Annotated in this window: 18 protein-coding genes and 1 pseudogene; all 19 read left to right on the top strand. The window is 34.8% G+C overall.

Going from position 1 to position 20,113, the window contains the following annotated elements; all coding sequences use genetic code 11:
• Positions 1 to 173: 173 nt before the first annotated feature.
• Positions 174 to 626, top strand: a complete 453-nt coding sequence (locus TTHE_RS09630; protein WP_013298392.1) for a VOC family protein — start codon at positions 174 to 176, stop codon at positions 624 to 626.
• Positions 627 to 651: 25 nt separating this feature from the next.
• The gene (locus TTHE_RS09625) at positions 652 to 1,353 is read left to right on the top strand and encodes an SDR family oxidoreductase (protein ID WP_013298391.1); all 702 of its coding nucleotides are present in this window, start codon (positions 652 to 654) and stop codon (positions 1,351 to 1,353) included.
• 15 nt (positions 1,354 to 1,368) lie between these two features.
• The gene (locus TTHE_RS09620; protein WP_013298390.1) at positions 1,369 to 2,016 is read left to right on the top strand and encodes a ThuA domain-containing protein; all 648 of its coding nucleotides are present in this window, start codon (positions 1,369 to 1,371) and stop codon (positions 2,014 to 2,016) included.
• A gap of 204 nt (positions 2,017 to 2,220) precedes the next feature.
• Positions 2,221 to 3,237 carry a LacI family DNA-binding transcriptional regulator gene (locus tag TTHE_RS09615; RefSeq protein WP_013298389.1) on the top strand — a complete coding sequence of 339 codons (1,017 nt, stop codon included), beginning with the start codon at positions 2,221 to 2,223 and terminating at the stop codon, positions 3,235 to 3,237.
• A gap of 80 nt (positions 3,238 to 3,317) precedes the next feature.
• Positions 3,318 to 4,496: an AGE family epimerase/isomerase gene (locus TTHE_RS09610; protein ID WP_013298388.1), complete on the top strand. Its 1,179-nt coding sequence runs from the start codon at positions 3,318 to 3,320 to the stop codon at positions 4,494 to 4,496.
• The gene (locus tag TTHE_RS09605; RefSeq protein ID WP_013298387.1) at positions 4,486 to 5,661 is read left to right on the top strand and encodes a glycoside hydrolase family 130 protein; all 1,176 of its coding nucleotides are present in this window, start codon (positions 4,486 to 4,488) and stop codon (positions 5,659 to 5,661) included. Before TTHE_RS09610 ends, TTHE_RS09605 begins: the two co-directional genes overlap by 11 nt.
• A gap of 36 nt (positions 5,662 to 5,697) precedes the next feature.
• Positions 5,698 to 6,690 (top strand): glycoside hydrolase family 5 protein, encoded by a 993-nt coding sequence (locus tag TTHE_RS09600; RefSeq protein ID WP_013298386.1) that lies wholly within the window; start codon positions 5,698 to 5,700, stop codon positions 6,688 to 6,690.
• A 256-nt stretch (positions 6,691 to 6,946) separates the two neighbouring features.
• Positions 6,947 to 7,993, top strand: coding sequence for a LacI family DNA-binding transcriptional regulator (locus TTHE_RS09595; protein ID WP_013298385.1), 1,047 nt, complete (start codon positions 6,947 to 6,949; stop codon positions 7,991 to 7,993).
• Between the two features lie 67 nt (positions 7,994 to 8,060).
• Positions 8,061 to 9,398: an ABC transporter substrate-binding protein gene (locus TTHE_RS09590; RefSeq protein ID WP_013298384.1), complete on the top strand. Its 1,338-nt coding sequence runs from the start codon at positions 8,061 to 8,063 to the stop codon at positions 9,396 to 9,398.
• A gap of 94 nt (positions 9,399 to 9,492) precedes the next feature.
• Positions 9,493 to 10,482 carry a carbohydrate ABC transporter permease gene (locus TTHE_RS09585; protein WP_013298383.1) on the top strand — a complete coding sequence of 330 codons (990 nt, stop codon included), beginning with the start codon at positions 9,493 to 9,495 and terminating at the stop codon, positions 10,480 to 10,482.
• A gap of 18 nt (positions 10,483 to 10,500) precedes the next feature.
• On the top strand, positions 10,501 to 11,373 hold the full coding sequence (locus TTHE_RS09580) for a carbohydrate ABC transporter permease (protein WP_013298382.1): 873 nt from the start codon (positions 10,501 to 10,503) through the stop codon (positions 11,371 to 11,373).
• A gap of 46 nt (positions 11,374 to 11,419) precedes the next feature.
• Complete coding sequence (locus tag TTHE_RS09575; protein WP_013298381.1) at positions 11,420 to 13,288, top strand: beta-galactosidase trimerization domain-containing protein; 1,869 nt, start codon at positions 11,420 to 11,422, stop codon at positions 13,286 to 13,288.
• Between the two features lie 14 nt (positions 13,289 to 13,302).
• Complete coding sequence (locus TTHE_RS09570) at positions 13,303 to 14,211, top strand: beta-1,2-mannobiose phosphorylase (RefSeq protein ID WP_013298380.1); 909 nt, start codon at positions 13,303 to 13,305, stop codon at positions 14,209 to 14,211.
• Positions 14,212 to 14,223: 12 nt separating this feature from the next.
• Positions 14,224 to 15,117: a beta-1,2-mannobiose phosphorylase gene (locus TTHE_RS09565; RefSeq protein WP_013298379.1), complete on the top strand. Its 894-nt coding sequence runs from the start codon at positions 14,224 to 14,226 to the stop codon at positions 15,115 to 15,117.
• A 200-nt stretch (positions 15,118 to 15,317) separates the two neighbouring features.
• Entirely contained in the window at positions 15,318 to 16,640 is a 1,323-nt protein-coding gene (locus tag TTHE_RS09560; protein WP_013298378.1) for an ABC transporter substrate-binding protein, read from the top strand.
• 75 nt (positions 16,641 to 16,715) lie between these two features.
• Positions 16,716 to 17,600 (top strand): carbohydrate ABC transporter permease, encoded by an 885-nt coding sequence (locus TTHE_RS09555; RefSeq protein WP_013298377.1) that lies wholly within the window; start codon positions 16,716 to 16,718, stop codon positions 17,598 to 17,600.
• Complete coding sequence (locus TTHE_RS14205; RefSeq protein ID WP_223814531.1) at positions 17,600 to 17,740, top strand: hypothetical protein; 141 nt, start codon at positions 17,600 to 17,602, stop codon at positions 17,738 to 17,740. The genes TTHE_RS09555 and TTHE_RS14205 overlap by 1 nt, the downstream gene beginning before the upstream one ends.
• A 228-nt stretch (positions 17,741 to 17,968) precedes the next feature.
• Positions 17,969 to 18,631, top strand: a pseudogene (locus TTHE_RS09550) (carbohydrate ABC transporter permease); the annotation flags it as partial.
• A 15-nt stretch (positions 18,632 to 18,646) separates the two neighbouring features.
• Positions 18,647 to 20,110 (top strand): glycoside hydrolase family 32 protein, encoded by a 1,464-nt coding sequence (locus TTHE_RS09545; protein ID WP_013298376.1) that lies wholly within the window; start codon positions 18,647 to 18,649, stop codon positions 20,108 to 20,110.
• Positions 20,111 to 20,113: the final 3 nt, after the last annotated feature.

Below are 20,113 nucleotides of genomic sequence, written 5' to 3'. Positions count from 1 at the left end.
AGTTTAAAAATAAGGTTACAAAAACGTGATTTAATTCTATATTTTTTAATGATATTTTTTGAAATGGTGAAGAAATCGTTATTAAACTTCGATTCATAGGGAATTTTCTCTTAAAATATTGAGAGAAAATCCTTTGAATACATTTAAAATAATTTTCATAAGGGGATGAAATTATGGATAAGAATTTATTAGGCACTAATATCGTCACACAGATAGGCATAATAGTAAAAGACATTGAGAAAGCATCACAGGCTTTTGCAGACTTTTTTGGAGTGGAAAAGCCTAAGTGGAATTGGACAGATGGTTATGATAAGTCACACGCAGAATTTAATGGGAAACCATCTGATGCCCGTGCAAAGCTTGCCTTTTTTGATATGGGACAAGTTCAAATAGAGCTTATTGAGCCAGATGAAAACATAAGCACTTGGAGGGAGTTTTTGGATAAACACGGGGAAGGTGTACATCACATAGCGTTTCAAGTAAAGGACATGGATGAAAAGATAGAAGCTTTAGAGAAAAATGGAATGCCTTTAGTCCAAAAAGGCGATTACGAAGGTGGAAGATATGCTTACATAGATACTTTTTCGAAGTTAAAGGTAATTATAGAGCTTTTAGAGAATTTTTAAATGACGTTGCTAAGGAGGCTTCAATATGAACATATTGATAACAGGTGCTAATAGAGGACTTGGAAGACACTTAGTCGAAAAAGCACTTTTAAATAATCATAAAGTATATGCAGGAATTCGAAAAATCAATGATGTTTCATCCGAATTAAAAGCTTTAAAGGATAGATATGAAAAAAAGATTAACTTAATAGGATTGGATGTAAGTGATGAAGAATCTATAAAAAGAGCAGCTATACATGTAAGCAAAGAAGAGGATTCTTTAGATGTTATAGTAAACAATGCAGGTATATTAAAGGGAAGAGGAAAAGAAATAGAAGATTTAGATTATACTGATTTAGAAGATACACTTAAAATCAACTTGATGGGTCCAATGATGGTTGTAAAATATTTTCTGCCGTTATTAAAAAAGGGCAGAGATAAGGTGATAATTAATATATCCTCGGAAGCTGGAAGTTTTGCAAATGCTTATGGTGGTGATTATCCGTATGCTGTATCAAAGGCAGCACTAAATTTCTTTACGGCACAGCTAAAAGATGCCATGAAGGACTACAAAGGGAGAGTTTACGCCGTACATCCTGGATGGATGAAGACAGACATGGGCGGAACATCAGCTCCGTTAAGTCCTGAAATTTCTGCAGAAGGAATCATGAAGATTATAGAAGGAGACATTAAAGTTGATGACAACCAGTTTTTTATAGATTTTAAAGGACAACCGATGAAATTATAAAAAAGGGATGATATTGTGAAAGAGATAGTTGCGATTTTAGGTGATTTCTACCACAATGAGGAAATTATAAAAAGATCTCTACATAGAGCTATAAATAATCTTGGCAGTGTAAATCTTAGATTTATAGACATTGATGAGTTACAAAAGGAATTAGAATCAAAACCTGATTGTATAGTATTATTTAAAGAAAATAGATTAAATCCGCAATCGGAGAGTGTTGACCTCTGGATGACAGAAGAGATAGAGAAGAAAATAGTAAACTACGTAAAAGACGGCGGAAGCTTATTTGCATGGCATTCTGGTCTATCATCATATCCAGAAGATGGAGAATATAATAAAATGCTAAAGGGATATTTTTTACATCATCCTGAAAAAAACGATGTTGTACAGTACGCACCGCAAAAAGATATGCTAGGGGAATTTGAAAGTGCCATCGAGCCATTTGAGTTTGTTGATGAACATTATTTTGTCAAATGCGAAGAAAATGATACAAATGTATTTTTGCGTTCCTTCTCTAAAGACGGACAATCCATAGCAGGATGGTATCATCACTTTGGGAAAGGCAAAGTATGCTGCTTGACTCCTGCCCACAGGGAAGATGGACTGTTAAACGAGTCGTTTTTGAAGACGTTACATGAATGCGTAAATTGGTGTATAAAATAGTAAATACTTTTAAATGAAAAGGCAAGATAGGCTGTGCTAGATAATAGCCAGTCTATCTTTTAATTTTTTTGTATTTTGTACGATAAATACAATACGATTTCTACAAATCAAATTTTAAAATCGTATTGACACTAAATAAAAGTTACATTATACTTAAATTAAGCAAAAAAATAAAGTACAAATAAACGAATATAGGTGATAAATATGAAAAAAGTAACCTTACAAGATATTGCTGAAGTTATAGGTGTATCAAAAAATACTGTATCCAAAGCACTGAGAGGTGCTGAAGGTGTAAGTGCAGAAATGAGAAGCAGGATATTGGAGACAGCAATGAAGATGGGATACAAAAAGATAAAAAACCTTCCTACTAAAATCATAAATGTAACTATACTTTGCAGAGAAGATTTTCTCGTAGAATCTACTTTTTGGTCCAATGTCCTGTATGGCATTGAAAGTGCCGCCAGAAACAATAATTTAAAATTAAGCATTACAGGCATTGATGTAGAAGGTGAAGAAAATTTAAGTATTCCCCAGACGATAACGAAAGAGACTACAAATGGAATCATAATAGTAGGTACTTTAAACGATGAGTTTATAAAAAAGATAAAAGCAACAAAAATACCATTTGTTGTTGTAGACCATTACAGCAATGCAATTGATTGTGATTATATAAATACGGCAAATGAAAACGGAGTATATAAAGCAGTAAAATATCTTTACGACAATGGACACAGAAAGATAGGATTCATAGGCAATAATGAGTGGGCCTTCAGTTTCAGACAGAGGTATTACTCATATGTAAGAAGTATGGAAGAGCTGGGAATGTATGTTGACAGCGACTATGTGTGGCTTGACATAAACTTAAAGGGTGCTGAATTCTTTAGAGATCCAGAATATTTTAAAAGAAAAATTTCTATAACTGAAGATTTCCCTACAGGATGGATTTGTGCCAATGATAAAATTGCATTAGCATTTATGAGAAGCTTGGAAGATATGGGTGTAAAAGTACCTGAGGAAGTTTCGGTTGTAGGATTTGACAACATTGAAATGAGTGCCTATTCTCATCCCAGTCTTACGACAATAGATATACCTAAAAGCTCACTAGGAGAAAAAGCTGTCAATCAGCTTTTGTACAGGATGAATAATCCTGAAAAACCCTACGAAGATATAAAACTATATACGCAGCTTGTTATTCGCAGTTCAGTTAAAGAGATAATTTAGAGATTTATAATTCGCGGGAGGTGGTAAACGAGGCTTAAAATTTATTTTGGCATTAAATTTTAGGTGAGGGGACGTGTCAAATGGAGAAAATAGCACAGGAAATGTATAAAGAGTTGAAGGATAGAATTTTTCCTTTTTGGAGCAAATTGAAAGACGAAAAAAATGGCGGTTTTTACGGATATGTTGACTATGACTTAAATATTGACAATAAAGCCTTGAAAGGTTCAATATTGAATTCCAGAATATTGTGGTTTTTTTCAGCATTTTACTGTTTAGATAAAGATGAAAAAGCACTTGAACTGGCGCATCATGCTTATAAATTTTTAAGAGATAATATCTTGGATAAAGAAAATAAAGGTCTCTATTGGATGGTAGATTATATAGGAGAGCCTGCGGATACTAGAAAACATACATACAGTCAGGCTTTTGGCATATACGGATTGGCTCAATACTACAAAGCGACAGGCAATGAGGAAGCTTTAAATATTGCAATCGATTTATTTAACATTATTGAAAGAAATTGCAGAGATGAAAATGGATATTTGGAGGAATTTGATCGCAATTGGAATCTTAAAGAGAATTACGAACTTAGTGAACATGGAGTAATATCCAGCCGTACAATGAATACGCATCTTCACATATTGGAAGCCTACACATTGCTTTATGATATTTGGAAGAATAGTAATCTTAAAAAAAGCATAATCTATCTTCTCAATCTCTTCAAAGATAAAATATACAGTGAAGATGGAAAATATCTAAAAGTATTTTTTAATGACAATTGGGACACTACCATTGATATAAAATCATATGGACACGACATAGAAGCAAGCTGGCTTTTAGATAGGGCTGTGGATGTATTATGTGACGAAGGAATAAAAAATACAACAAAAAAATACACTATGGAAATTGCTGAAAACATATTAAATAATATATATTCACCGGATGGCATAGTAAATGAGGCTGTTGAAGGTAAAACTGATTTATCAAGAGTATGGTGGGTTCAAGCAGAATCTGTAGTGGGGTTTTTTAATGCATATCAGAAGACCAATGATGTTAGATTCATAGAAGCTTCAAAGAATATCTGGGAATATATAAAAAGATATGTGATCGACAAAAGAGATGGAGGAGAATGGTACTGGAAAGTAGATGAAAACGGAAAACCATTTAACATGCCTATTGTTGAGCCTTGGAAATGTCCTTATCACAATGGTAGGATGTGCATAGAAATAATAGAAAGGGTGAAAGGCAATGAGGTTTAAAGACAGATATGAGATAGAATTACGTAAATATGAAGATCTAATAAGCAGAAAGAACGAAAAAACTGAAAATTACAACGGCATATTTGACAGGTACAAATATCCTGTATTGACGAGGGAGCATACACCGCTATTTTGGAGATACGACCTTGATGAGAAGACTAATCCATACTTTATGGAAAGGCTTGGTGTGAATGCTGTATTTAATCCTGGTGCGATAGAATTAGATGGAAAGTTTTATCTTGTTGCTCGTGTTGAAGGATACGACAGGAAATCGTTTTTTGCTGTTGCAGAAAGCGACAGCGGCATAGACGGGTTTAAATTCTGGGATTACCCTGTAGAATTTGATGATTTATACCCTGAAGAAACGAATGTATACGATATGAGGCTTACAAAGCATGAAGATGGATGGATTTATGGCGTATTCTGCTCTGAAAGCAAGGATCCAAATGCTCCTCCAGGTGACTTGTCGTCTGCTATTGCCAGTGCAGGTATAGTTCGCACAAAAGATCTCAAAAAATGGGAGAGGCTTCCTAATCTTAAGACGAGATCACCACAGCAGAGGAATGTAGTACTGCATCCTGAGCTTGTAAATGGAAAGTATGCATTTTACACAAGACCTCAAGATGATTTCATAGAAGCAGGAAGCGGCAGTGGGATTTGTTTTGGGCTTTGTGACAATATAGAAAGTCCGGTGATAGATGAAGAAAAACTTGTAAGTCCAAGAGTTTATCATACTATTACAGAAGTGAAAAATGGAGCTGGATGTGTTCCGATAAAAACAGAAAAAGGTTGGATACACATAGCACACGGTGTTAGAAATACTGCAGCAGGATTGAGATATGTTATATACTTATTTGTAACAGATCTAAATGACCCAAGTAAAGTCATAGCAGCTCCAGGAGGGTATTTGATTGCTCCGAGAGGCGAAGAGAGAGTTGGTGATGTATCAAATGTAGTATTTACTAATGGTGTAATCGCAAGAGATAATGGTGATGTTTACATCTACTATGCATCATCAGATACCAGAATCCATGTTGCAACTACGACTGTGGACAGACTTCTCGATTATGCTTTTAACACACCACCAGATGCTCTAAGATCTCTAGATTGCGTAAAGCAGAGAAAAGAGCTTATTAAGAAAAATCTCGAGTTAAATATAAGATAGAAAGCTTTATTCAATAAATAATAGGAGTTGAATTTGATGAAAAAATATGGATTTAATTTTCAGTGGATATATGTATGGGATGAAGGCAAATCACCTTTAAAACCTGACTTGAAAGCTTTGGATTTTTTAGTGGAGATGGGCTTTAATTTCACAAGGATACCGACAGATTATAGATTTTGGATAAAAAATTTTGATTATTTAAATCCGGATGAAAGCGTTTTTGAATATATAGATTTGTACTTGGAAGAGTGTAAAAAGAGAAATATACATATGTGTTTAAATATACACAGGGGACCTGGATACTGCATTAACCGCAATGACATAGAGAGGGACAATTTGTGGCTTGACAGGGTTGCTCAAGATGGATTTGTATATCAATGGCAGGTATTTGCTAAAAGGTACAAAGGAGTGTCAAACAAATACCTAAGCTTTGACCTTTTAAATGAACCGCCGGATATAGGGCAGTACGGCATGACCCGCGAGATACACTCATCATTAATTAGACGCACTGTTGAGGCAATACGCGAAATTGATCCTGAAAGAGAAATAGTCATAGACGGTTTAGGCGGTGGAAATATAGCGATGCCGGAATTAGCTGATATTGGCGTGATACACAGCGGGAGAGGATATCAACCAATGGCTCTTACACATTATGAAGCAACCTGGTGGAATGGCTACAAGGGATTGCCAGTGCCTACATATCCAGATCTCATTTGGGACGGGAAGGTGTGGAATAAAGACACCATAAGAGAATACTACAAGCCATGGCGAGATGTGGAAGAAAAAGGCGTTGAGGTGCATATAGGCGAATTTGGATGTTTCAACAAAACACCAAATGATGTTGCTTTAAGATGGTTTAAGGATCTCTTAAGTTTGTACAAAGAATTTGAATGGGGCTATTCTCTCTGGAATTTTAAAGGACCATTTGGAATCATTGAACATGGCCGTGATGGTGCCAAATATGAAGATTACCATGGATACAAAGTTGATAGAGAGCTTTTAGATCTTCTTATAGAGAATAGAGTTTAGATTTAAGCCGGTTTAAGTAAAAACCGGCTTTTTTCGTACACTTTTAAATCTTATAGAATATCTACTTGAATTACTTGAATTATAAACTCTATAAAAAGTATATACTTCCAAAAAGGACATAAGTAATCGTTATTTACATGATATTAATACGAAATTCAAGTAAAATGATGTTAAATTCAAGTAAAAATTGCTTGAAAATTGTATATATGCAACGTATAATTAAATTACAAGAAATAATTACACCGAGGTGTTTAGATTGCCGGCAATAAAGAAGAAAAAGGTTACAATGAAAGATATAGCAGAGAAATTAAATATATCTGTCAATGCGGTATCGATAGCGTTAAATGATAAAGTGGGAGTTAGTGAAGAAACTAGAAACTTGGTTTTAAAGACTGCTGATGAAATGGGGTATTTTGACGAGAATCCATCATTTATCATTAAAAATCACTTTAAAAATATTTGTCTCTTGATAGAGGAGCGAAATTTTCGCGATACTCATTTTTACACAAAGGTAATACTTGGAATAGAAAATGAGGCTAGAAAGAATAATTTCGATATTTTAGTCAATTTTATGAATAAAGACGATTTTCAGATTCCTAAAAGCGTTGAAAGCAGAAAGGTGTCAGGTATACTAGTTGTTGGCACGATAAAAGACGAACACTTAAAAATGCTTTTAGATTATGGCATACCGATAGTGCAAGTTGATCACTCATCATTTTTAATAAATACTGATGCAGTTTTGACTCAGAATATACCTGGCTCTTATATGGCGACAAAATATCTTATTGATAAGGGGCATACGCAGATAGGATTTTTTGGAGAGATAGACTTTTCTCTGAGTTTTAAAGAGAGATGGCTTGGCTTCAATGAAGCTATGAGAACATCAGAACTAAATGTTGACCCTATATTAAATGTAAATCCAGGATACTGTGTAATCGGCAGCGTTGAAAAGTACGTTTTAAGCAAAAACTACAAAGAAGTGGCAAATATTATATCAAAGATGGATAAGCTACCGACTGCATGGGTATGCTCAAACGACAGTGCAGCTATAACATTGTATAATGCATTGAACATTTTAGGATTGAAAGTGCCTGATGACATCTCAGTTGTGGGTTTTGATGACATCGATATATGTAAGATTGTCAATCCTCCATTGACTACGGTTCGTGTAAACAAGGAGCTAATGGGCGTCAAGGCAGTTCAAAAACTTTTGTGGAGGATGAATAATATTAAAGAACCGTATGACCATATAAGAATGGAAGTTAAATTAATCGAGAGAGGATCTGTAAAGGACTTGAGATAGGTAAATGAGCAAATTTATGTAAACGTGCTTATCTCGTAAAAAATAAATATAGGAGGTAGCAATTACAATGAAAAAGAGAATTTCGATTTTGATATCGGCTTTGATGATTTTATCAATACTTGTAAGTGGTTGCTCCAGCAGCTCAAACAAGCAAAATTCTTCTTCAAAGAATACAACTAATACAACCAAAAAGGTAACCATTAAATTATCTACGTGGGCAGGTGCAGATGAATCTAAACAACTTCAATCGATTATAGACAAATTAAATGCTAACTCAAAAGATTACGTTATAGAACAAAATTCAAACCCTGCTGACTATGATACGAGGATTACAACTCAGCTTTCAGCAGGTGATGGTGGACCTGATTTGTTTTGGGTATCTGCTCAAAGAGCAACACAGCTTGCAGCACAGGGTGCACTGCTTGATATAACAGATTACATGTCGAAATCAGATAATAAGGCTGCAAAAGTATCCGATTATTACGAAAATTCATTAGCACCATTTAAATATCAAGACAAAATATATGGCCTGCCGTGGGCAGAAAATCCAGTAGTATTATATATTAATAAAGATCTATTTGACAAAGCTAAAATTCCGTATCCAGATGGCACTTGGAATTGGGACAAGTTCTTAAGTGTTGCTCAGCAATTGACGGTAGATGCAAATGGAAAACATCCGGGAGAAGCTGGTTTTGATAAAAACAATATTAAACAGTGGGGCTTTACATTAAATGGCTGGCCGCCAGTTCAGATGTTTGTATGGCAAAACAATGGTGAAGTAATAACGCCAGATTTCAAAAGTTCGCCAATAGATACTCCTGAAGCAAAAAAAGCATTTGAATTTTATTCTGAATTGATAAACAGTCCAGCAGTTCCGTCACAGCAGACGATTAAGGATCAAGGCTTTGATACAATGTTTAAAAACCAGCAAGTTGCTATGTTTATGGGAGGAGCTGCTGACAGTTTAGAAACACAAGTTAACTTCAACTGTGGTGTTTATGAAGTTCCTTCTGGTCCTACTGGCAAAAAAGTTACTTTTGGAGACTTATACGGCATGGCAATAAATGCTAAAACTCATAATCCTGAAGCAGCATTTAAAGCATTTATTGATTTAACAAATGCTATTCAAGAGTGGAAGGTAGTACCTCCGCTAAAATCAGAAGTAAATGTTGATGCACTTAAAAAATTGCATCCAGATAGAAGCACAGAGACATTGGATAATATTGTAAAATCAATGTCTTATGCAGAAGGCTTCAGATACTTTGCAAATTATCCAGATTGGGATAATATATTCTGGAATCAACTTATGGATCCTATTATAAATAACAAGGCAAATCCTGATAGTCTCATACCTAAAGTAAAACCACAGTTAGACAATGTTTTAAAACAGTATAGCAGCAAATAAAGTGAAAGGAGGCTTGTCCTCCTTTCATATAGATAAGCACGTTTATTTTTAGGTTGAAAAAATCTCTACATTCCTTTTAAAAGGGGGAATTTTAATGGAACGATATATCGGGACTACAGAACGATGGCTTTTGACACCTGTAGTTCTTATGTTTCTCGCAGTGATAATTTATTTTTTGCTTAGAAAGATTGGGTGGAGGGAAAGAGCGGCAACTGGTTTTGCTTTGATATCTCCATGGCTTATAGGTTTTATTATTTTTACAGCATTTCCACTTATTTATTCTTTATATTTGAGTTTTACAAATTATAGTTTATTTGGAACACCTAAATGGATTGGACTTAAAAACTATATATACATATTTACCAGCGATTATGAATTTTGGCCGTCAGTAAGACTTACTCTGCTGTATGCAGTATTTACAGTGCCAATCGGCGTTATAGGTTCATTATTGATTGCTATGTTGTTAAACAACCGCATAAAAGGAATAGGCGTTTTTAGGACTATTTATTATTTACCTGCCGTTATGCCTGATGTTGCTGTTGCATTAATATGGAGATGGCTTTTCAATAGTCAATCAGGTCTTATTAATTACGCTCTTTCACCATTTCTTAAGTTATTTCACATTGGGAAAATAGACTGGTTTGGCGATCCAAAATACGTTTTATGGGCGTTTATAATAATGAGCGTATGGGGCATATTTGGAACAAACACAGTTGTTTTTCTAGCTGGACTTCAGGGAGTTCCTAGAAGCCTTTATGAAGTTGCTGATTTAGACGGTGCAAGTCCGTGGATAAAATTTTGGAATATAACAATTCCTCAGATATCACCGGTAATACTTTTGCAGGTAGTAATGGGAATTATTAGTGCATTGCAGATATTTACTGTGGCTATGTTTGTAAGGCCTACAACAGGTGCGGGAATATTTATGAATCAATTGATCTACAATAGAGGTTTTACACAGTTACACATGGGGCAAGCATCAGCAATTGCATGGGTATTGTTTTTAATCATTTTAGCATTTACGCTTTTAGTCTTTAAATCTACACCCGCTTGGGTACATTATGAAGGGGAAATTAAGAGGTAATTAAGGAGATGTTAAACTATGGTGGATATATTACATGGATATAGACAATCAAATAGAATTCGCAATGTCACCAGGAAAATCATTTTGTATGTTATTCTTTCAGCAATAGCCATAGTGATTTTGATGCCCTTCTTTTGGATGTTATCAACAGCATTGAAATCTAATGCAGATATATTTGCTTGGCCGCCAGATTTCTTTCCAAAGCCTGCATTATGGGGAAATTTTGCAAAAGCATGGCATGCGATGCCATTTAATATTTACCTTATAAATAGTATTTTTATAGTGGTTTTGGGAATGGTAGCTGAAATAACCAGCGAAACTTTGGTTGCGTATGGATTCGCAAGATTTAAATTTCCCGGTAGAGATTTGATATTTTTTATACTTTTAAGCACGATGATGCTGCCGTTTCACGTTACATTGATACCAACTTATTTGATATGGCAAAAGTTGGGGCTAGTTGGCCAATTTGATCCTTTGGTAATAAGGGCGTGGACAGCGTGGGGACCATTTTATATATTTTTATTGAGACAGTTTTTGATGGGTATACCAGTAGAATTGGATGAGGCAGCTGAAATTGACGGAGCGACGCCATTGCAAACTTTCGTTCATGTAATTTTGCCTCAGATTAAACCGGCTCTTCTTGCAATCTGCATATTTGCTTTTAGAGGATATTGGAACGACTTTTTAGGTCCTGTTCTTTACCTCAATGATATGAATAAATACACGATGACGCTTGGAATGTACTTCTTCATGGGCGGTGTAAATGAACAGCCAAGTTGGAACTATTTGATGGCTATGTCAATTGTAATAGCTCTGCCAATGTTAATATTATTCTTTATTGCACAGCGCTATTTCATAGAAGGTATCACATTTACTGGCTTGAAAGAATAATTATGTTTAATGAATTATAGCAAGAATTGAAGGAGAGGATGAGAGAATGGATACAACAACAAATTCTATATTCGACAAATTTGTAATTGGTGCTAATTACTGGCCAAGAAATTACGGCGTTGATATGTGGAAGCAGTGGGACAAAGATGAGATCAAAAAGGAGTTTAAAGAGGCAAAGTCATTAGGATTAGATGTATTGAGAATAAATCTCTTGTGGGAGGATTTTCAGCCACATCCTGACATGATATCGGAAGATGCGATTAAGAAATTTGATGAACTTATTGGAATATGCCACGATGTTGACATAAAAATTGTCCCTACGTTTTTCGTAGGTCATATGAGCGGAGAAAATTTCGACATTCCGTGGAGAAATGGTAAAAACATATACAATGATCCATTTATGCTAAGACATGAGGTTAAATTGGTGAGATTTTTTGCTGAAAGGTATAAAGATGAAAGTGCCATTTTATTCTGGGATCTTTCTAATGAGCCAGATAACTACGTTAAAGCAGAGTCGAATCATGATGCATGGCTTTGGAATTACGTTTTGTCAAGCGAGATAAAAAAGCACGACAAAAATCATCCTGTGACGTTAGGCATACATCAGGCGTCCCTTCTTTCAGACAATAAGTTTTATCCTGAAGACTTGAAAGAAGGCAATGACTTCTTATGTATGCATGCGTATCCTATTTACACTGATACATGCATTGACCCTGTAAATTCTATAAGGAGCACTTACATTGCACCTTTTGCATCAAAGCTTACAAAGGCCCTTGGAGGCAAAGATGTACTGTTTGAAGAATTCGGTGCAACGACCCTTATGATGTCTGAAGAAATAGAAGGAAAGTATTATAAAACAGTTTTATACAGCTTATTTGCAAATGAATCATTAGGTGCATTGGCATGGTGCTTTGGAGATTTTACAGTTGGTAATAACCTGCCGTACAATACGACGCCCTTTGAAACGCATTTTGGGATAACATCATCTGATGGGGAACCAAAGCTAGCAGGCCTTGAAATAAAAGCTTTTTCAGAATTTATAAATAAGCTTGAATACAAAGAGTTAATTCCAAAAGAATGCGATGCAGCTATAATTGTTCCAGATAAGTATTATAGTGCCTTATTTGTAGGTGATGATTATACACCAGAGAGAAATTTTAGAATACTTTTAAATAGCTTCATACTTGCTAAACAAGCTGGCATAGACGTAGAGATGGTAAAAGCTTCTGAGAAGGATTTTAGCAAATACAAAATGCTGATACTTCCATCTGCATATAGGAAGGGACATCTGAATCACGATCAGTGGATGAGAATAATGGATTATGTAAAAAGCGGTGGTACATTGTATGCATCTTATGATGGAATTTCTGTTGATGGTTTTGATGAACTTTTTGGCATTGAAACACAATATTCAATTGTACCTAAAGGCGATTCTGTTTCAATTTATTTAGAAGAGAGGGGCTTAAAGCTAAAATACGACACGCTTAAATTTAATAAGCGTCTTATCGCAAAACCTACGACATGCAGTGTGATTGGATACGACAATGAAGGGAATCCCGCAGTGGTAATGAATAAATTTGGGAAAGGCAATGCAGTCCTTGTGACGTACCCTGTCGAACTTTATTTAAGCTACATGCCGGACGTATATAAAGACGACAAAACTTATGAAATATACAAATTCACAGAAGATTTATCTCGTATAAAGCCAAAAATAGAAGTAGAATCGCCGTTTATAGAGGTCAAAGAATTTGAATATAAGGGCAAAAAGCTTGTAATATTTATTAATCATGAAGATATTGATATAAAGATTGATGCAAATATTTCAGGGAAAATAAAAGATTTAATAAGCAATAAAGAAATTAATTTGGATAACTTTACGATAAAAGCTGATGATGTAGTTGCATTTTTGATGTAGAGAGGGGTATTATAATGTTTAGGCTAAGGAGGCTTACAGATAAACCAATATTGTCGCCAGTTGAAGAACATGAATGGGAAAGAAAAGCTGTGTTTAATGCCGCAGTAATATACGAAGATCACAAGTTTCACCTTTTTTACAGGGCTTCTAACAATGGATTTGTGTTAAACACAGAAATGCCAGAAGAAAAATACAAATTTGTATCATCAATAGGCTATGCGGTAAGCAATGATGGGATTAACTTTGAAAGGTTTGATAAGCCCATTATGGTTGGTGAAACAGAGCAGGAAGAATGGGGTGTTGAAGATCCCAGAGTAACAAAAATTGATGATAAATATTACATGCTTTATACAGGCTTTGGAGGCAAAGACTGGAATAATTTTAGAATATGTATAGCTACATCATATGATTTGAAAAGATGGGAAGGTCATAGGGTGGTCCTTGATGAGCCTAATAAGGATGCAGCGCTTTTGCCGGAAAAAATAAATGGGAAGTATGTCATGTTTCATAGGAGAGAACCAGATATTTGGATAGCATATTCAGATGATTTAATAAATTGGACTGATCATAAAATAATAATGGCACCTATTTCTGGCACGTGGGAGTCAAAGAAGATTGGGATAGCAGGGCCTCCTATAAAAAGAGAAGACGGATGGCTTCTCATCTACCATGGTGTGGATGAAAATAACGTGTATAGGCTTGGAGCAGCACTTGTTGATTTAGATGATCCTTCAAAAGTCATAGCAAGGCAAGAAGAGCCTATTTTAGAACCAGAACTGGATTGGGAAAAAGAAGGTCTTGTACCAAATGTAGTGTTTAGCTGTGGTGCAGTAGAAGTAAATGAAAAATACTATGTATATTACGGTGGTGCTGATACACATATTGGCGTCGCTGCAATAGACAAAGATAAAATATCATTTTAAGGAGTGGATATTTTGATAAAGTTAAAAAGGTTAAGCGACAGACCGATTTTAGAACCAGTAAAAGAGCACGAATGGGAAAGAAAAGCAGTATTTAACTGTTCTGCCATATATGACAATGGGCTGTTCCACCTTATATACAGGGCAACTGACATAGGTCCACACGTGAAATATGGGAAATATATATCGAGGCTTGGGTATGCTGTAAGTAAAGATGGGATTAATTTTATGAGACTTGATAAGCCTGTATTAAGCAATGATGTTGAGCAAGAATTAAGGGGATGTGAAGATCCTAGGATAGTGAAAATAGATGATACATATTATATGATGTACACAGGATTTGGCAATAGGACTGATGATGATTACAGGATATGTTTAGCTACATCGAAAAATTTAATAAATTGGGAGAGAAAAGGCGTTGTATTAGATGAGCCCAACAAAGATGCTGCACTATTTCCTGAAAAAATAAATGGTAACTATGTAATGTTTCACAGAAGATATCCTGATATATGGTTAGCATATTCAAATGATTTAAAGAATTGGTTTAATCATAAATCGATTATAAAGCCAATCAAAGGCACATGGGAAAGCTCAAGAGTCGGTGTTGCTGGACCACCTATTAGGATAAAAGATGGATGGTTTTTAATATATCACGCTGCTGATGACGACAATGTCTATAGGCTAGGTGCAGCGCTTCTCGACATAAATGACCCATCAATAGTTTTGGCAAGGCAAGAAGAATCTATATTAGAGCCTGAACTTGAATGGGAAAAGAATGGCTTCATCTCTAACGTCGTATTTAGCTGCGGCAATGCAGTAAAAGGTGATGACATATACGTCTATTACGGTGGTGCAGATACTGTAATAGGTGTTGCATATCTAAATATGAATGACATAAAATTTGACTAATCATAACCCCTCACATCAAGAGAGTATATATGATGTGAGGGGTTTTTCATGATTTATTATAATAATTATTGCAATTGACAAAATACAGAATTATTTTGAATATATCAAACGGTTGACATATTTATAAATGCGTGATATAATAAAGCCATAATAAAAAGCTTTACAAAAAGCTCTAAGATAAATATGGAGAGGAGATTATCATGAAGAGAAAAAAACTATTATCAATGGTCGTATCGTCAGTTTTGATACTTTCTCTTACAGCAGGTTGTGGCACAAATAATAATACAGCTAAAAACAATACGTCATCATCTAAGAACTCTGAAACCGTTAAAATTACGATGCTGAACTCAAAAGGTGAGATTCAGTCACAATTAGAAGATGCAGCAAAGGCATTTACAAAAGAGAATCCCAATATAACAATTAATGTAATACCTGCTTCAGCAGGCCAATCTCCATTCGAAAAAATTTCTTCGATGTATGCAGCTGGAAATGCACCTACTTTGGCGATGCTTGATCCAGGCGATGTTGCAAAATTTAAAGATAAATTTTTGGATTTAAGCAATGAAAAATGGGTTGCTGATACAACAGATGGAGCTTTAAATGTAGCAAAAGTAGATGGAAAGATCATAGCATTTCCATTCTCAGTAGAAGGATATGGTTTCATATACACTAAGATAGTTTTGGATAAAGCATTTGGTGGTAACTTTGATCCTAAATCGATAAAGACAAGAAATGATTTAGAGAATGCATTTAAAAAGGTTGAAGCTACAGGTGCAAAAGCACTAGAGATTTCACCTATGGATTGGTCGTTAGCAGGACATTTTTTGCCAATTGTATATGCAGATCAGTCGAAGGATCCAGCTCAAGTAGATAAGTTCATATCAGATTTAAAATCTGGAAATGTTGACTTAGCAAATAATAAGGTATTTAATGGTTTGATAGATACATTTGACATGATGAAAAAGTACAATTTGGATAAAAGCAATCCAATGGCTCCAACGTATGATAAAGGACCTGAGGTGATTGGAAAAGGAGAAGTAGGTTTTTGGGTTATGGGAAACTGGGCATGGCCGCAGATAAAGACATTTGATACAGCTAATGGGCAATATGGATTTGTACCTGTGCCAATAAGCAACGATCCAAATGATTATGGTAATTCAGGGATACCTGTTGGAGTAACTAAATTTATAGGTATAGATAAAACACAAAACAGTGCAGCTCAGCAAGATGCAGCAAAGAAATTCTTAAATTGGCTAGTATATAGCCAGGCAGGTCAGGATGTGCTGGTAAATCAATGCAGTGTAATACCGGCTTTCAAAAATATAAAGCTTGAACCACGAGATCCACTAGCTAAATCAATTGAGCAATACATGAGCGATGGAAATACACTAGAATTTATGACTACGTTACCTTCTGATCATTGGTCAAAATTGGGCGCATCAATGCAAAAATATTTATCTGGAGTAATTGATAGAAAAGGCTTAATTAATGATATTGAAAGCTACTGGAAAAGTGTACAATAATTAGTATGGCCTGAATAACGGGTGGAAGAGTCTATCCGTTATTCAGCATTATACGATGTTATGGAGGATGTTTTTATGAGTGAGGAAAAAGGCTTTTTAAGTAAATTAAAGACTTATTTGATATTTGCAGGACCTGTTACTATTGCTTTTTTTACTGTAATAATATTGCCATTTATATACGGAATATATCTTACTTTTACTGATTGGAATGGTATATCCGCTACACATTCATTTGTAGGCATCGGCAATTATTTGCAAGTATTTAAAGACAAAGTATTTTGGACTTCGTTTTTATTGACTTTGAAATACGTATTTTTTTCAGTAATACTGATTAACATTATAGCGTTCTTTTTGGCTTATCTACTGACTAGCGGTATTAAAGGACAGAACTTTTTTAGAGCTGGATTTTTTACTCCTAACTTGATTGGTGGGATATTGCTTGGCTTTATTTGGCAGTTTGTTTTTTCAAATATCCTTGTCTACATTGGTCAACACTTTAATTTGCCTATATTCAGTGCGTCTTGGCTTTCTGATCCCAATAAAGCCTTTTGGGCGTTGGTTATTGTAACTGTATGGCAATATTCTGGATACATGATGGTCATATATATTTCAGGATTTATGAACATTCCCAAAGATCTTTTAGAAGCTGCAAGTATCGATGGTGCAAACTCATACCACAGACTTAAAAATATAATTCTTCCATTGATGGTACCATCATTTACAATAAGTGTTTTTCTGACTTTGCAGAGAGGGTTCATGGTTTATGATATAAATTTGTCTTTAACAAATGGGGGGCCGTATAAGAGTACAGAGTTGATTTCAATGCATGTTTATAATACTGCCTTTTTAAGTCAGCAGTATGGTATTGGCCAGGCGGAAGCATTTTTCCTATTTGCTGTAGTTGCGACTGTCACATTATTGCAAGTATATTTCAGTAAGAAAATGGAGGTGGAAAGCTGATGAAAAGAAAAGAGTATATATTAAATGGAATAAAACTGATATTTTTAAGTATAGTATTTGTATTGTATATATTTCCATTTTTTATTGTATTAATTAATTCATTTAACGAAGGCTTGAAAGAAGTCTCCCATCCTCTATAGGTGGGAGATGAATTTCTATTGTTTTCCATAACATTATATGCTATAATATTATCAGGAGTAAAAAGTAAAGACAATTAGGCATAACAGCCTAAGAGTAATATTTTTGTAGGGAAGGTTCCTCCCGAAATTACGCCTATGGAGATTGTGTAAGACCTGCTGTGAATAACAGTAGGCAACGGTCTATGAAGTAGGAAGCTTCATCCTCTATAGGATGGAGTAGGTTCACGCAACTATATTGAAGCGTATACGAAGATGGACTATTTTCATGCATTTGTTAATTCGTTAATTATCACAGTATTTAGTGTAATATTGATTACTGTGCTTTCATCAATGACTGCATATATTTTTGTAAGAAGAAAGTGGAAATTCAATCAATTTATGTTCTTCTTCATGGTTGCATCAATGATTATACCATTTCAAGGTATCATGATACCACTTGTAAAGATATATGGTTCTATAGGGATGATGAACAATAAATGGGCTCTTATATATATGTATTTAGGTTTTGGTGCTTCATTAGCTGTGTTTATGTACCATGGGTTTATCAAGAGTATACCAGTAGAACTTGAAGAAGCAGCGACGATTGATGGATGCAGTCAATTGCAGACATTTTTTAAGATCGTTTTTCCTCTTTTAAAACCTACAACAATAACTATTGCAATATTAGATATTTTATGGATATGGAATGATTTCTTGTTGCCTTATCTAGTTCTAATGACGCCTGAGCAGAGGACATTGCCGCTATCGGTCTTTTATTTTTACGGCACTTATACAATAGAATTTGGTCCGGCTATGGCAGCACTCATGATTGCTACGATTCCGGTCATAATTATCTATTTGGCAATGCAAAAGCAAATAATAAATGGTGTTTTGCAAGGCTCGATTAAATAATAAGGAATGAATTGCATGAACAAAATTGATGAAGCAAATGAATTTATAAAACAAAATAAAGCAAAGGTAAATCCTAAGTACAGGCTAAAGTATCATTTGATGGGAGAATATGGGTGGATAAACGACCCAAATGGGTTCATACAGTATAAAGGAAATTACCATTTATTCTATCAACATTATCCATATGATGCTGTATGGGGACCAATGCATTGGGGGCATGCCATAAGCAAAGACTTGGTTAAGTGGTTTTACTTGCCTTTGGCTTTAGCACCTGAAGAAGATTATGATAGAGATGGGTGCTTTTCTGGAAGTGCTATCGAAAAAAACGGGAAATTATACCTTTTTTACACAGGACATATATACACTAAAAAAGAAAAAAACGATGATTACAAACAGGTTCAGAATATGGCCATATCAGCAGATGGAATTGCATTTGAAAAGTATGAAAAAAATCCGATAATAGATGTAACACAGATTCCAGATAAAGCTAGCAAGAAAGATTTTAGAGATCCAAGAATTTTTAAAATAGGTGATACCTATTATCTTTTAATTGGCTCTAATGATGAACACGGAATTGGACAGATTCTCATGTATAAGTCAATCGATTTAATAAAATGGGAATTTGTAAATATTCTTTTAAAGGGTAATGAAGATACAGGCATTAACTGGGAATGTCCTGATATAGTCAGATTTGATGACAGAGATATTTTGTTTGTATCAGCACAGTACATGAGACCTAATGGTATTTATTTTAAAAATACCCATTCTTCTATCTATTTTATGGGAGAACTAAATTCAGAGGAAGGAAAATTCACATATGAGGATTATTGGTTGGTAGATTACGGATTCGACTTTTATGCACCACAGATTTCCGTGGATAAAAATGGTAGAATCATAATGATAGCATGGATGAACATGTGGGAGACAGATTTGGTTACAAATCGTCTTGGTCATAATTGGGCTGGTGCTATGACGCTTCCTAGAGAAGTCTTAGCAGTTGATGAAAAGATACATTTTAGGCCAATATCTGAGATAACTAAATACAGAAAAAAAGAATACAGTCTACAAGATTTAAAATTAGATGGTGAAATGTGTCTTGAAACAATTGGAACAAGCTATGAGATTGATGTTGAATTTGAATCGCTAGATGCAAAAGAATTTGGATTAAAAGTGAGAAAAGGTAAGAAGGAAGAGACTGTTTTGTCATATAACTGTCAAGAGAGTTTATTCATATTTAATCGCGACAGATCGGGCGTTGGGCCAAAAGGAGAAAGGAAGACACTGGTTAACTTAAATGAAGGAAGATTGAGGCTTAGGGTCTTTGTGGATGTGTCATCCGTGGAGGTTTTTATAAATGAAGGTGAAGAGGTAATGACTGGAAGGATATATCCAGACAGTGAATCGATTAATATTTCAATATTTTCTGTGGGCGAATGCAGAGTCTTATATCTAAAGAAATGGGATATCGACGTAGATTAATCT

Origin of the sequence: Thermoanaerobacterium thermosaccharolyticum DSM 571 (assembly GCF_000145615.1) — a bacterium.
Lineage (GTDB): Bacteria > Bacillota > Thermoanaerobacteria > Thermoanaerobacterales > Thermoanaerobacteraceae > Thermoanaerobacterium > Thermoanaerobacterium thermosaccharolyticum.
This window is presented reverse-complemented; position numbering and strand designations above follow the sequence as displayed.